General features: G+C 42.5%; 17 protein-coding genes. 7 read left to right on the plus strand and 10 right to left on the minus strand.

Features of this window, described 5'->3' with window-relative positions; genetic code table 11:
* Positions 1 to 31: 31 nt before the first annotated feature.
* From FD975_RS08250 to FD975_RS08270, 5 genes are all read right to left on the minus strand, one after another.
* Entirely contained in the window at positions 32 to 463 is a 432-nt protein-coding gene (locus tag FD975_RS08250) for a DUF6306 domain-containing protein (protein ID WP_251371180.1), read from the minus strand.
* 226 nt (positions 464 to 689) lie between these two features.
* On the minus strand, positions 690 to 1382 hold the full coding sequence (locus FD975_RS08255; protein ID WP_215301791.1) for a DUF2461 family protein: 693 nt from the start codon (positions 1380 to 1382) through the stop codon (positions 690 to 692).
* Positions 1383 to 2527: 1145 nt separating this feature from the next.
* Positions 2528 to 3136, minus strand: coding sequence for a L(+)-tartrate dehydratase subunit beta (gene ttdB / locus FD975_RS08260; protein WP_215301793.1), 609 nt, complete (start codon positions 3134 to 3136; stop codon positions 2528 to 2530).
* Positions 3133 to 4032, minus strand: a complete 900-nt coding sequence (gene ttdA / locus FD975_RS08265; RefSeq protein ID WP_215303948.1) for a L(+)-tartrate dehydratase subunit alpha — start codon at positions 4030 to 4032, stop codon at positions 3133 to 3135. Before ttdA ends, ttdB begins: the two co-directional genes overlap by 4 nt.
* 51 nt (positions 4033 to 4083) lie before the next feature.
* Complete coding sequence (locus FD975_RS08270) at positions 4084 to 5055, minus strand: tripartite tricarboxylate transporter substrate binding protein (protein ID WP_215301795.1); 972 nt, start codon at positions 5053 to 5055, stop codon at positions 4084 to 4086.
* Between the two features lie 129 nt (positions 5056 to 5184).
* Here FD975_RS08270 and FD975_RS08275 point away from each other — a divergent pair, with 129 nt between their 5' ends.
* Positions 5185 to 6102, plus strand: coding sequence for a LysR family transcriptional regulator (locus FD975_RS08275; protein WP_215301796.1), 918 nt, complete (start codon positions 5185 to 5187; stop codon positions 6100 to 6102).
* Positions 6103 to 6232: 130 nt separating this feature from the next.
* Here FD975_RS08275 and FD975_RS08280 read toward each other — a convergent pair whose 3' ends face one another.
* The 4 genes from FD975_RS08280 to FD975_RS08295 all read right to left on the minus strand — a co-directional run bounded on the left by FD975_RS08280 (position 6233) and on the right by FD975_RS08295 (position 9786).
* A complete protein-coding gene (locus tag FD975_RS08280) occupies positions 6233 to 7834 on the minus strand; it encodes an FMN-binding glutamate synthase family protein (protein ID WP_215301803.1) in 1602 nt (533 codons plus the stop codon).
* Between the two features lie 119 nt (positions 7835 to 7953).
* Entirely contained in the window at positions 7954 to 8637 is a 684-nt protein-coding gene (locus tag FD975_RS08285) for a tetratricopeptide repeat protein (protein WP_215301805.1), read from the minus strand.
* Between the two features lie 28 nt (positions 8638 to 8665).
* Entirely contained in the window at positions 8666 to 9064 is a 399-nt protein-coding gene (locus tag FD975_RS08290) for a polymer-forming cytoskeletal protein (RefSeq protein ID WP_215301807.1), read from the minus strand.
* 2 nt (positions 9065 to 9066) lie between these two features.
* The gene (locus FD975_RS08295; protein ID WP_215301809.1) at positions 9067 to 9786 is read right to left on the minus strand and encodes a tetratricopeptide repeat protein; all 720 of its coding nucleotides are present in this window, start codon (positions 9784 to 9786) and stop codon (positions 9067 to 9069) included.
* A gap of 203 nt (positions 9787 to 9989) precedes the next feature.
* Here FD975_RS08295 and FD975_RS08300 point away from each other — a divergent pair, with 203 nt between their 5' ends.
* From FD975_RS08300 to FD975_RS08315, 4 genes are all read left to right on the plus strand, one after another.
* Positions 9990 to 10166, plus strand: a complete 177-nt coding sequence (locus tag FD975_RS08300) for a hypothetical protein (RefSeq protein WP_215301811.1) — start codon at positions 9990 to 9992, stop codon at positions 10164 to 10166.
* 149 nt (positions 10167 to 10315) lie between these two features.
* Positions 10316 to 10513, plus strand: coding sequence for a hypothetical protein (locus FD975_RS08305; RefSeq protein WP_215301812.1), 198 nt, complete (start codon positions 10316 to 10318; stop codon positions 10511 to 10513).
* 5 nt (positions 10514 to 10518) lie between these two features.
* Complete coding sequence (locus FD975_RS08310) at positions 10519 to 10875, plus strand: hypothetical protein (protein WP_215301814.1); 357 nt, start codon at positions 10519 to 10521, stop codon at positions 10873 to 10875.
* On the plus strand, positions 10872 to 11555 hold the full coding sequence (locus FD975_RS08315; RefSeq protein ID WP_215301816.1) for a response regulator transcription factor: 684 nt from the start codon (positions 10872 to 10874) through the stop codon (positions 11553 to 11555). Before FD975_RS08310 ends, FD975_RS08315 begins: the two co-directional genes overlap by 4 nt.
* Before the next feature lie 64 nt (positions 11556 to 11619).
* Here the strand turns inward: FD975_RS08315 and FD975_RS08320 are convergent, their stop codons facing one another.
* Positions 11620 to 12438, minus strand: coding sequence for a 4-hydroxy-tetrahydrodipicolinate reductase (locus FD975_RS08320; RefSeq protein WP_215301818.1), 819 nt, complete (start codon positions 12436 to 12438; stop codon positions 11620 to 11622).
* Positions 12439 to 12740: 302 nt separating this feature from the next.
* Between FD975_RS08320 and FD975_RS08325 the strand changes: the two genes are divergently transcribed.
* Positions 12741 to 13007, plus strand: coding sequence for a hypothetical protein (locus FD975_RS08325; protein WP_215301820.1), 267 nt, complete (start codon positions 12741 to 12743; stop codon positions 13005 to 13007).
* A complete protein-coding gene (locus FD975_RS08330; protein WP_215301824.1) occupies positions 13007 to 13282 on the plus strand; it encodes a hypothetical protein in 276 nt (91 codons plus the stop codon). Before FD975_RS08325 ends, FD975_RS08330 begins: the two co-directional genes overlap by 1 nt.
* The last annotated feature ends 558 nt before the right edge of the window (positions 13283 to 13840 follow it).

The raw sequence follows: 13840 nt of genomic DNA on the forward strand, positions 1-13840 counted from the left end.
CTAATTCCCAATACTAAAAATCATTTGAGGCCTAAATACTCTCCTCGACCCGACGAATATTGAGAACATGAGCATCAAGCATCGCTTGTAGCTGTGAGCGAATATGCAGCTCTTGAATTCTTGGAATTAATTTTTCTAGACGTCGTGCTACCCATCCCTGCCCTCGATTCAAAAAAAGCAAGCGTTCCTTGAGATCTTCAATGGAGATCGCTTTTTCATAAAATTCACCCGTGGCAGTTGATGGCGAAAAACCGAGTGATCCAATAATTCCGAGCAACATCTTGCACCAGCGCACTTCATCGTGTTGAATATCGGTGACTAACGGAGCTAATTCGTGACTCTTTATTTGATTGGCTGTTTCCAAGGTTACTCGAGCGCCAGCCCTTTCCGCCTCAAGCAATTCATTTAGGGCAGCAATCAGTTCATCGCCGCTAATTGGATTTAATGCTGATAAATCATGCATATGTTGACCTCTTGTGAATGGGGTGCTTATTTCCTGGCGATATCTCATGTATATGTGACCATTCTAGGGCGATTTGCTCATACTGCATATGAAAATAGCCAAACTTACCAAAATTGGGAGAGTGTCATTGCCCGGGGCGGAATCGAACCAGGGCCAAGGATTCTTGACTCTAGCTCTGGACTGTCGTTTAAAACGACACGAATTGATAATGATTTAATTCTCTTTTCTATCTGATTGCTTTTTCAATTAATCGATTAAGGCGAATTAATTGCTTAAAGTCCTCAACCACCGATGGCACCAAGTTTGAAGATGTGAATTTTGTGTCACTGAGTGTCTTTACAACTAAGAAGTTTTTGAGCATAAGCCAATCCATATCCGGATGGTTTGGATCAAAACCGCGTGGAGGGCGAGAGGCTACGTTCTCACGAGAAAAATTTGTATTAAAGCGTGACTTGAAAGCTGGATCGGCAAATAAGGCATGGAAAGGCCGAGCGTCTTTTGCTATCGCCTCCCTCATCTTTTTTAATTGCGGTCCAGATGGCATGAAGAGCCCACCGGCGACAACTACCCCCATGTATGGCGGGATATTGTGAAGAATGCCAAAGAATAAGTGTGGGTTTCTTTCAAAGCGAGACTCAGAAGGTTTCGCAATCGAAATAGATAACCAGCTTTTATAGCAGGTACTGCCACGCACAATCTTATTGGCATTCTTTTTAATCCTACCAATTCCTTTTGTAGGAAAGTGATAGTCTGGCACGCTACTTTGCAGCGCAGTCTTAAGTCGCTCGGCTAAATCAATAAAAGGCTGCCTTACGAGTGTTTCGTAGCTTTCTTGATTTTTATCGAGCCAAGTTGGATCTGTTTGTTTACCAGCCTCAGTCATGAAAGGAAGAGTCTGCTTTGAAAATTTAATGCTCATAGCTTTTCCAATCTTGTATTGAATTAATCCATATAAAACATGTTCCTCTAATTAGCTTCATTCATCTTAAAGGGGGCAGGTAATACGTGGAAGACACTAAGCAAACCCAGATGAAAATACCCCGCATGGGCAGGGCATTATTTGAATCTTGGTGGCCCGGGACTGAATCGAACCACCGACACAAGGATTTTTAATCCCCCACTCTAACGGCAGCTATTAGCCGATAGCAGCCCCTAAGAGCACAATCATTCAATATCACCATTAAAAATGTGCAGTAATCTCTTGCACACTTTCGAGCATGCCCAGCGTTACTTAAAGTAACGCTCAAATGACCAAACCAGACCTTTAGTCTCTAAAGCTGGCTTTTTGTAACTTTTAGGCCCTGTTTAGGTTCTCTGGTTATGAGAGCAGACACTCAAAGAAAACCATTAGGATTTCAAGAGGTTATAGCGTCTCATTATCGGTGTGCGAGTATTTGTGTGACTAGATTAACAAGATCACAACAAGTAATACCTCGTTCATTGGTTTTCAAAACCAAAGGTTTTTGGAGCAACCGTTTAGCACTTCGTTGCTCCAAAGTAATTTTTTAGAGGAGCAAGCGTTACTTAAAGTAACGCTTATATAGCGAGGGGCAGCTATCGACCCAAAGCAGACCTTGGCGGAGCTAGCTCATATGTGCACAGCAAATATCGAGCCAGCCATTTAATCTAGCTTTTTCATAAGGGTAATGAAATCTTTCTTTAAACTCGGAGCGCTTCTGGCATTGCTTGGCAATTTCTGCGCACCGCTCCAGCGTCCAAGTTACCGGCACAGTGGGCTTTCGTTTAAACCCGACAATGTGAGTGGTACATTTAGTTAACCAGCCCCTATTAATTGCTTTTTGATAGCTAACTGGGCTCCCCCTCTCCCACTCATCTCTTGTCTGGTATTTCTCTGCTTCTTCTTTACATAGGGCTAGAGTCTAATAACTATCATCAGATAACATTTGGTTGGCACACCAGGTTCTGACTGGGAAATTACTTCTAAGGGACTTAATAAAACTGCTTTGGATATTTTCAGAACGCATGAATTTTTCCTAACAATCAAACCTTTTTAAGTAATGACGTGGACCACAAAGTAAGCTCACGTCATTTCATTAAAAGCTATTACTTAATAAAACGAATTTTCTCGTTAATCTTGCTCAGAATTGGGCCTTTCTTGGCATTGAAAACTTTCTTATTTTCTTCAATCAAGTTTTTACCCTTAGTATCAATTGAGATAATTAGTGGACCAAATTCTTTGACCCGGTTAACCCACAGTGTTTCTGGCATACCCAAGTCTTTCCATTGAGCATCTTCAATTTTCTCAACCTTAGTTGCCGCTAATACAGCACAGCCGCCTGGGAAAATAGCATGAACCGCCTTGTTCTCCACGCAACCTTCTTGCGTTTCAATACCCATGCCACCCTTACCAACAATTAGCTTAACGCCTGTTTGTTTAATAAATTCTTTTTCAAACTTTTCCATACGCATGGATGTTGTTGGTCCAATAGAAACCATTTCGTATTCACCATCTTCTTTTTGGCGAACAATCGGTCCCGCATGAAAAATTGCTCCTCCCTTAAGGTCAACTGGCAACTCACGTCCCAACTCGATTAAGCGGCGGTGGGCAACGTCACGACAGGTCACTAAAGTTCCAGTGAGATAAACCACATCACCGATGTTTAATGCTTCTAAATCTTCGTTTTTTATTGGTGTTTGTAGAATTTTCTTCACAGCTTGAATCCTTCGTGGGAAATAACTTCGTAAGACATATCGGCATTGATCTTGATCTTGCCGCGGCGATGCGCCCAGCATCCAGTTGATACAGCCACACCGATTGTGGAAGGGTGACGTGCGGATGACTCAATGTTTACACCCATCACGCTATTTGCTCCTGTCAAACCCTGAGGACCCAATCCCAATTCATTTAGGCCCTCAGTAAGCAGCTCTTCCATCATCGCCGCATTTTCATTTGGATGACTTGAAGTCACTGGGCGCAAGATTGCCTTCTTAGATAAGCGGGCGGCTGTCTCTGCTGAAGTAGATACACCAACACCAACCAATAACGGTGGGCAGGCATTTACACCGCGTGATGTGATGACATCAAATACAAACTCAGCAACACCTTCATAGCCTTGTCCTGGCATTAGCACCTTTGCGGCACCAGGCAATGTACAGCCACCACCAGCCATATAAACGTCAACGATACAGTGATCCGCACCAGGAATAATCTCCCAATCAAGCCATGGAATCTTTGAACCAGTATTGGTGCCAGTATTTTTTTCTTCAAAGGTTTCAACAGCGTTATGACGCAATGGGCCTTCTTTAGTTGCGCCTTTAGTAGCATTAAGCAAAATATCTTCCAGCTCACCCAATAAAGGAAAGTTTGAACCCGCTGATAAGAAGTACTGAATGACTCCGGTATCTTGGCAACTTGGACGATCTAACTTATCTGCCAACTCTTGATTCTCGCGCATGGATTCAAAAACTTCTTTTGCCAAAAAGTTCACTTCCTTGCTTCGTAACTCACCTAATTTGGTAGTTACATCTGTTGGCAAACGCTTACCGATATATGAAGTAAATTTAGAAAGGACATTAGTTAAGTCCGCTACCGCTACTTCTTTATCCACTACGGATGATTGCTTATCCACGAGTAATTTCCTTTTTAAGTCGTCGGGTGATTACTGAATTGAAATGTTTGCTGCCTTAGCAACCTCAGAGAACTTGGCAGTCTCATCTGCGATTTGCTTTGCCATTTGCGCCTGAGTATTACCAACAGGCTCAGCACCAATATCAAACATTTGCTTTTGAAACTCTGCTGACTTAATAATCTTTACAACCTCAGCATTTAACTTGGCTGTAACGTCTTTTGGTGTTGCTGCGGGAGCCAACAATCCAAACCAAGTGCCTATGTTTATTCCCGGCACACCAGCCTCAGCTAACGTTGGTACGCCTGGCAAAGTTGATGATCGCTTGGCCGTTGTTACTGCTAAAGGGCGAAGCTTGTTTTCGCGGATGAATGGGAGAACTGGTGTGATCGTGTCAAATGACATGGTCACTTGACCACCCAACAAGTCAGTCGTCAGAGGGGCACTACCCTTGTAGGGAACATGCAATAGCTTTGTACCGGTGATCATTTGAAACTGGGTGCCAATCATGTGTTGTGCTGTGCCGTTACCGTTTGAGCCATAAGAGAGATCATCTGGCTTGGCTTTTGCCGCAGCGATAACGTCTTTCACAGTCTTATAAGGTGAATTGGCGCTAACCACCATGATGTTTGGGACCAATGCTACCGTTGTAATTGGTGAGAAATCTTTTTCAAAACTATATGGCAATGTTTTATATACGCTAGGAGCTATCGTGTGGTGAACAGCGCCCATAAACAGGGTATAGCCATCAGGATTTGCCTTAGCAACGGCGTTCGCACCCAATGTTGCCCCAGCTCCTGGCTTGTTTTCAACAATGACCGACTGACCGAGAACTGGCCCTAACTTCTGCGCAACTGTTCTCGCCAACACATCTGTGGTTCCACCTGGCGGAAATGGCACAACAATGGTGATTGTTTTAGTTGGGTAACTTTGCGCGAATGCCGCTCCAACCAACCCACACAACAGGATGCTAGCTAGACTATTTTTTGTTACGTTCTTTAACATTTTGTCCCCTCCAATAATTGACTCCATCAGCCCATTAGAGGCTTGGAATATTGGCACTATAAATTTGAAGGGTATTAAAAAATCATGTATAAAGTTAAACTATAGTTAACTTTTAATTAACAATCAAAAATGGCTAAAAGTATTAATCCGGCTGATTTAGGATTCTTTTCAACGCTTATCAGCTCTGGGAGTCTTGGGGCCGCCGCCCGTGAGCTTGGGGTGACAACTGCCGCAGTAAGTAAACATTTAGCGCAAATGGAATCTCGCTTGGGATTGGTACTCGTAAATAGAACCACGCGAAGAATGAGCCTTACCCATGAGGGCGAAATCTATCTAGACCATGCCAGAAGAATTTTGGGTGAAATTGATGATCTTGAGCATATGCTGTGGGGCTCAACAAAAGCTCCACAAGGCTTACTTAGAGTCAATGCGACACTCGGATTTGGACGCAGTCATATCGCGCCTTTAATAGCTGAATATGTAAAACAATTTCCACAAGTAGATATTCAATTACAGCTATCCGTAAACCCTCCCCCGATTACCGATGATGCCTATGATGTTTGCTTTAGGTTTGGCCACCCACCAGACTCTAGATCAATTGCTAGGCTGATAGCCCCCAACAAAAGAATACTTGTAGCATCTCCCTCCTACATTAAGGAGTTCGGCGAACCAAAGTCACCCAGTGAACTAATTAAACACAACTGTATTGGCATACGCCAAGGTGATGAGGGTTATGGGCTGTGGCGCTTCTCCAGCGGTAAAGGTAAGTCAAAAAATGAATTTACCGATAGCGCAAAAGTTCGCGGTAACTTAACAACAAATGACGGTGGTATTGCTGTGAACTGGGCATTAGATAGCCGAGGCATTGTTTTGAGGGCTGAATGGGACGTCACGCAACACCTTAAGTCTGGCAGATTAATACAGGTAATGAAAAACTTTGAAACACCAGATGCTGATATCTATGCTGTCTATGCTGAACGCCATAAAACATCTGTGAGAGTGAAAACATTAATTGACTTCGCTATTGCGTCATTTGAAGCCAGGTAGCTTTTATTGATAGTCCATTATTGGCCGTTCTCTGCCACCCAATCACCCCCAATTTCCAAGTTTTGATTGTCTGCAAGTAACCCGATAAGATCCACCTGACCGTCACGTAACCGGACACCTCCGAGTCGGGTCAAACCGAAGCCAAGCCAAATTTATTTGTTTGGGCTCGATTCCAATACAACCCATACTCTTGTGGGAGGTCGCTCTGCATTAAGGCACCAACCCCTTGCAATAAAGCGCCAAGCCTTACAGTTGGTAACTGAGTGGATAAAGTCATAGCCTTACCTGAGCCATCTCTGCACATCAGGTAATCCGCGGTAACTTCTTTAGGGTGCATCATTCCTGCAGAGCCGATCAAATGCGCTAAAGATTCAATGGTGTTTTTATGAAAAGCATGTACACGCTCCGCCTTATCAGGGACAACCAATGCTCTCTGGCGAATCAAGTCCTGAGTTGCAACACCTGTAGGACATTTATCCGTATGACATGTTCGTGACTGAATACAGCCTAAGGCAAACATAAACCCTCTTGCAGAATTACACCAATCAGCCCCTAATGCAATGGCACGAATAATGTCATAGCCAGAAATAATTTTTCCAGACGCTCCAATTGAAATCTCACTGCGCTTATTGATTCCAACTAAAGTATTGTGAACTAGCCTTAGGCCATCACGAAGTGGCATCCCCACATGATCTGTAAATTCAACAGGGGCGGCACCAGTACCACCCTCACTTCCGTCAACCACAATAAAGTCAGGACAAATACCAGTCTCTAGCATTGCCTTGGCAATCCCAAAAAACTCCCAGGGCTGACCGACGCATAACTTAAAGCCAATTGGTTTGCCGCCACTCAGCTTACGCAAACGCGCAATAAATTGCATCAACTCCACAGGAGAGGAAAATTCAGCATGATGGGCTGGAGAGACACAGTCCTCACCAATCGGCACGCCTCTAGTGGCAGCAATTTCAGCAGTAACTTTAGCGCCGGGTAAGACCCCTCCATGACCTGGCTTAGCACCCTGCGAAAGCTTAATTTCCACCATCTTGATTTGTGGATCGACTGCCTGGGCAGAAAACTTTTCTTCCGAAAATCTCCCTTGATCATTTCGGCAACCAAAATAACCAGATCCTATTTCCCAAATAATATCGCCACCAAACTCGCGATGGTATGAAGAAATTGAACCTTCGCCGGTGTCGTGAGCAAAACCACCGAGCTTTGCTCCCCTATTAAGAGCCCTAATGGCATTTGGTGAAAGCGAACCAAAGCTCATCGCAGAAATATTAAATACAGATAAAGAATAAGGCTGAAGGCAGCTTGGGCCACCCACCTTAATACGAAATGTATTTGCATCAGGATGGCATGGTGAATTTGAGTGCCCTAACCACTCACCCTCAGGACCATACATTGACTTAATTGAACCAAATCCCCGCTTATCGTTGTCCTTTTTAGAGCGGCTATAAACCATCGCTCGCTGATTTCTTGAAAAAGGAATCTTCTCCTCATCATCCTCTAAGAAATATTGACGTATCTCAGGGCGGATATATTCAAGCAAAAACCGAAAATGTCCTATCAAAGGGTAATTGCGCAATATTGAATGTCGCTTCTGAATTGAATCTATTAGACCAATCAAAAACAATACTGCAAAAAATAGGGCTAGATATAGACTGTAAGAAAAAGATAGGGGGGCAAGTATGCCAGTTGAGAGCCAAAAAAAGTATCTGGAATAGTGCATTTGAAGCCTTATATTTAAACTCACAATGAATCCAAACAAAACAACAAAAAAACTGATACTAAATTTTTAGACTCTGATTGATTAGAAAAAACAATAATTCAAACTATTACCACTCAGGTTTATATACATTTGTACAGTCGCCGCATATTCTCAATCTTCCAATGTTGACGCTCTGCTTCTGCAAACTCTTCTGAATAGTTATCTCGGTAAGCATGCTCGAATATCAGTAAGGCACGCTTAGCTTGATCATGCTTAGCAAATGCAGCAAGTGTCAGATAATAGTAGCCTTGTTTTACATTTCTCTCAACCAATTCACCATTAGTGTAGATCGACCCTAGAGTAAATGCTGCTTGCCTACTACCCTCTTCTGCACCTTTAATTAACAAATCCATTCCCTTGTCAACATTCCTGGCAATACCATGATCAGCGCCTAATCCAGAGACATACAGATTGCCAAGATTACAGTAGGCGTCAATCACTTCTTCTTTAATAGCTTTTTCGTAATACTCCACAGCAGTTTTATAGTCTTGCTGTATCTCACCAATACCGCGCTCATACATCAACCCCACATTAAAGTGAGCATAGCCATTACCTAAGCTGCTATTCGAGTTTTGTAGTATGAATAGCGTATTTGCTTGCTCAGGATTAAGTACGCCATCAAAACACATCTTGGTTAGTGCGTAATTGGCTTCCTCGTTGCCTTGATCTTTGGCCAGTCCATAAAAAATATTGAAAGCCGCATCAAAGCGCCCCCTTTGCAGGTTAAGTTGACCTAATTCCAGTTGAGAGAACTCATCACTCATGCATTAACCTTTTAAAGTTGGATAGTTTTTATTCTTGCTCGGTAGACAGTTGATTAGATTGTGGAGTTAAGTAGTCACCTGCTAAGGCACCAGAAGGCGACTGAGCCACATACAAAGTGCCTGATAATTTTCCGCCCTTCTCCATGGTTAATTCACCGTAGGTAATATTGCCACTAACAATACCTGTAGAGCGGATGGTAAGTTCTTGTATGGCATGAATATTTTGATTGGCTTTTCCAGCAATATCTATTTGCTCTCCTTCTACTACCCCGCCAATACTGCCATCCTGAGCAACATAAATATTTTTAGATTGAATGACACCTTCTAATTGTCCTGAAGTAAAAATAAGTTCAGGGGCATACATATCACCCTTCATCACCACGCCAGTGCCAACTACCAAAACACCAGGTGCATTTTCATTAAACATGACTATAAAACCCTGTACATTGTTCGCAAGTTTTCAATCTTGCGCCACTGCTGCTCAGCAGCATCAAATTCTTTGGTAAAGTCCTTTTTGATTGCATGCTGCATGATAATTAAGCAGCGATGGGCATGCTGATGCCTAAGTAACGTTGCGAGCGTTAGAAAATAAAATGCTTTGTGATGATCTTGCTGAACATGCTCACCTTTTTCGTATAAGACTCCGAGGTTGTAGGCCGATTGGCGACTGCCTTCATTGGCCCCCACAGTCAAAAGCTCTACCCCTCTTCGGATATTTTTCTTGATCCCTTGATCTTCACCGGTACCTACAACGTAAATATTGCCAAGGTTGCAATAGGCATCTAGGATTTCTTCTCTGATTGCCTTTTCGTAGTATTCAACAGCAACCTTCATATCGCGCTTAATACTCCCCATGCCACGCTCATGCATGAGGGCTACATTAAAGAGTGCATAACCATTACCAAGACTGCTATTGGAATTGACCCAGTCAAAGAGTTTTTCTATTTGCTGAGCATCCAAATGCCCATCAAAACACATCTTGGTAAGCGCAAACTGGGCTTCAGCATCTAATTCGTTATAGGCTAAGTCCCAAAAGATATCGAACGCCGCTTCGTAGCGACCACGATTAAGGTTGGATACAGCAATCTCCAGCATCGGATGCGTAAAGTTGTTATACGAGTCACTACTGGAGGTGGTTTCTAAATTCATTCGCTATTTGAGTTAGTTTTTTGGTGGAGAGTTTTTAGCACCAAGATTGGGCATAATTTTACCCCCCCCCCCGAGCCAGTTGAGCTCAACGGCACTAAGGGATAACGCTTATGCAGACCTTTATCACTTTGGATGCACGCTTGAAGATTAAATTACTTAGGCAATGAATTAATTTTCAGAATAGTTAGATAAACTTTATCCCCATGAAACATTACGAAATTATTTCCATTGAAAATGCTGGTGGAAAATACTGGGCAGTAAGCTACAAACTGTCGGATGGTCATACAGATGTGGAGACTATTGTCGCCCTTGATCACCAAGAGGCGTTTGTGAAATTTCGCAATTGGATGATTGAGCAACTTAAGAGTAAACAACTATAGAGCATTGCCTTGTCGTTTGAAACGGCAAAAGATTGCACTAGCTCAATACCCGATCCCTCGAAATACCTAGCTTTTTGCGGCGGTGCACTATGAAAAAATACAGTTAGTTCACTTACCTAGGGGTATAGTTATTTTTCATAGGGGGATCGATGAAGCGAATCGTGGATATCTATCGAAAAAATCAAAGAGATCAGGTCCTGTGGACTTATGTCATCTCATTGGGCGAAGATGGCTCCCACCCTAGTATTCAAGACTTTAAAAATAAAGCTCTAGCCCTAGCAGTTATCGAGGGGCGAGGCAGTCTAAATAAGTTAGAAGCTTTCGTTCATCTAGAACCACTAAATTAGCGATCATGGTGACTAGCGCGCTTCATGCCAGAATCATTGAGGAGTTGCGACACTCTAACCCGCTTTTTTATCAAGAATATTGCAAGCTGGTTGAAGGTATTAGTAATCAAATTCGCCAAACTACCAAAGAGTATCCTGATAATTTTGATTACACCAGTTTTACCGAAAGCTATAACAGAGCTACTCATGAGCCCGTACTCCACATTGTGATTGGTACCCACAAGAGCGATCTTTATATTGACATCTATATTCATAAAGATAACTACTTTGTTATAGGCGAATGCAGCGGTGGCACGATAGCCAGAAATTCTCAAGAAACCCTTGAAATAGTTGCTCAAAAGATCAATACGATCCTCTTATGAATGTCGAGCAGGCAATATCTAACTCACTTGACAGCAATCCTCTGGCGAGGACTGGTGTCGTCTATGTAATCGATGATGATGAGGCTGTGCGAGATTCGTTAGCACTACTTCTCAAAGCAAATGGATTAAAGGTCAGTCCACACGAAAGTGCCGAGAGATTTTTAACATCCTTAGAATCTACCGACTTACAAGCTCCAAGTTGCGCCCTGATCGATATTCATCTTGGTGGCATATCCGGGATCGAGCTGCAAGAAAAGCTATTAGATTTAAACATCAATATTCCAATCGCCTTTATTACAGGTCACGGAGATGTTACTACGGCAGTCCATACTTTAAAGAAAGGGGCTTGTGACTTTATTCAAAAACCTGTCAAAGAAAATGCGCTTTGTGATCTCATTAGTCAAATGCTCTCTAAGGCACACTCAATACAAGAGCAAACTACTACCCTTGAGCAGATGAACGAACGATTTAAACTTCTCACCCCTAGGGAGCTTGATGTTCTCGATCGCATCGTTGCCGGCAGAATTAATAAGCAAGTTGGAGCCGACCTTGGAATTTCAATTAAAACTGTAGAAGCGCATCGAGCAAACATCATGGAAAAGCTCAAGGTTAATCGAGCAGCTAATTTGGTTCAGGTAGCACTAAAATATCAAGCAGCTAAAGCTCAGAGATTGATCTGAAAAAAATGTTTCTTGGTGGCCCAGGGCTGGGCTGACCAGTCCTAGGATGCTAAATCTGAATGAATTATTGTGACTTAAGCCAAAACTTCCACCAAGGCTTCCTGTTTTGTAAGGTAATTTCTTGCTCGTCTTCCTGTAACTTAAAGAATGGCAGCAAGAGATCTTCCATGGAATAAAAACCTTTTGATTTACCCGACAGCTGCTCTATAGCAAATAAAATACCATTTCCAAATGCCTCTCGTGAAATAGATTCATGCTTAAGTCGCACAGTTTGGTACGGGAAGCCAAATAAAATTTCGTGCGTGCCAATAATTCCACCAGCCCTTACAGTTTTAATGGCATCTTCTGATAGATCAAGCTCACTTGCTATAACCTTGGCCGTACCAGAAACTTCTGGCTTTTTCTTAAAGTGCTCTTCAATAATTTCAATATCGGTATATGGGGCAATATTTTTTAAAATTTTGGCGGCAATCAATAGGAAATTAATGCCCAATGTAATGTTAGGTGAATGCATCACCACCGTTCTATCTTGAAAACTCTTTAATTTTGCAAGGGCTGCTGGTTCATATTGAGAAACTGCGCTTACGATAATTACTCCACGTTTTGCCGCAGCTTCAGCGTAATACTCAAAACCCGACTCATTTGAAAAGTCGATAATGGCATCTACTGGCATATGATCCAACAACTGATCTGCGGTAAATTCATCTTTGGAATGAATGAGTCCAGGATCTTCTGTCTTAATTCCTAAAAATTCAGGTGCCGAGCGATGCTCAAGCGTGGTGGATTGCCTAACAACCCACTGCAAGTGTGCAGATTCTGACTCAAGCAAAACTGTGGCAACTGAACGTCCGGTTTTTCCAAAACCAATAAGACCTACTTTCATATTTTCTCCTACGGGATTCATGGAAAGAAAGGTGAATGCTGTAGATTTGCATGACCGTTGGCCAACGCATTCACACGCGGCGATTAACTGAAGAGTTAAAAGACTGCTTTTTTATACCTTACCACATTAAGAAAAATTAATTAGCGTTTTCTTTCTAAGTTATTGATAGATATGGAAAATATTCAGAATTGACTTACATATTCTCTTTAAGAATCCCCATCAATGGCTAATTTAGGATATTTCTTGCAAAGTCTAATAATCCCATATAAAGTATTATTAATCGTATTATTTAGGAGGTTGTTATGGGTGCTGTTGTAGCCAATGATTTAAAGACCAAGGGCATTAAAGCCATTGAAGACGCTTTACTAGGCCAACTAGAGGCGCCTGTTTCTGTGCGCGGGCAAATTAAATATGTTGTCATGAGTCAACAGCAATATCAATATCTACGCGAATGTGAGCTTGAGGCTGCTCTAGCCGAATCCAAAGCTGATTTGGCTAATGGTAAGTTTGTGAAAGAAACTGTAGCCGAGCATATCAAGCGTCTTAAGCAAATCACTAAAGCCGCGTAATGGCCTGGCAATTAATCTTTACTGATCAGTACAACAGGCGCGCCGCCAAGTTTTTAAAGCGCCATCCTGATGCAGAGGCTCAATACACCAAAGCACTTGAACTACTAGAACTTAATCCGCACCATCCCTCGCTTCGCCTCCATGGCTTATCAGGAAAACTTGATGGATTGCAAAGTATTTCGATCAACTTGAAATATCGCATCGTTATTGAAATGATCATTACTGAAACTGAAATTGTGTTGATCAATGTTGGCGACCATGATGCAGTCTATTAATTTCAGCGTCCCATAACTAGACGCCGAATAAACTTGTTTCATTTAGAACAGACAATTAACTATCCTCTATCTATCGAGGATTGATATGAGCGGCCGCTAACGACCCAATGCAGACTTTGGCGGACGCATTTGTTTCCACTAATAATGCAATTTAGCCCGCCCTGCACTAACAGGACAATAATCAGCGTGGCCTAAGTGTCACTGTGCAATAAAGTGTGTAACAAATATTAGAGTCTTAGTGAGGCCCTAACCACTCAGGGTTAGGTAAGTCGACACTATAGCGTCATGACTGCGATGGACAGTTGCAGATCAGAATTTGTTAAAAAAATTACGGCCTTGGTGGCTGAGGTGGCCGACTGATGTTATTCATGCATTGATTCAATTCCATGGAACACGAAGGGTTAGGCTGAGGCCAAGAAAGAGGATTTGCATAGAAATTTTGCATGCAACTATTATAAATCTGGGTACGAGATGGAAAACATGCCGATGCAGCCCGATTTTGTTGATCGTACAAAGTCCAATTTACTTGATTATTACGGACATAACAGCTTTCCCAAT

It is taken from the genome of Polynucleobacter sp. AP-Jannik-300A-C4 (assembly GCF_018688335.1).
GTDB lineage: Bacteria > Pseudomonadota > Gammaproteobacteria > Burkholderiales > Burkholderiaceae > Polynucleobacter.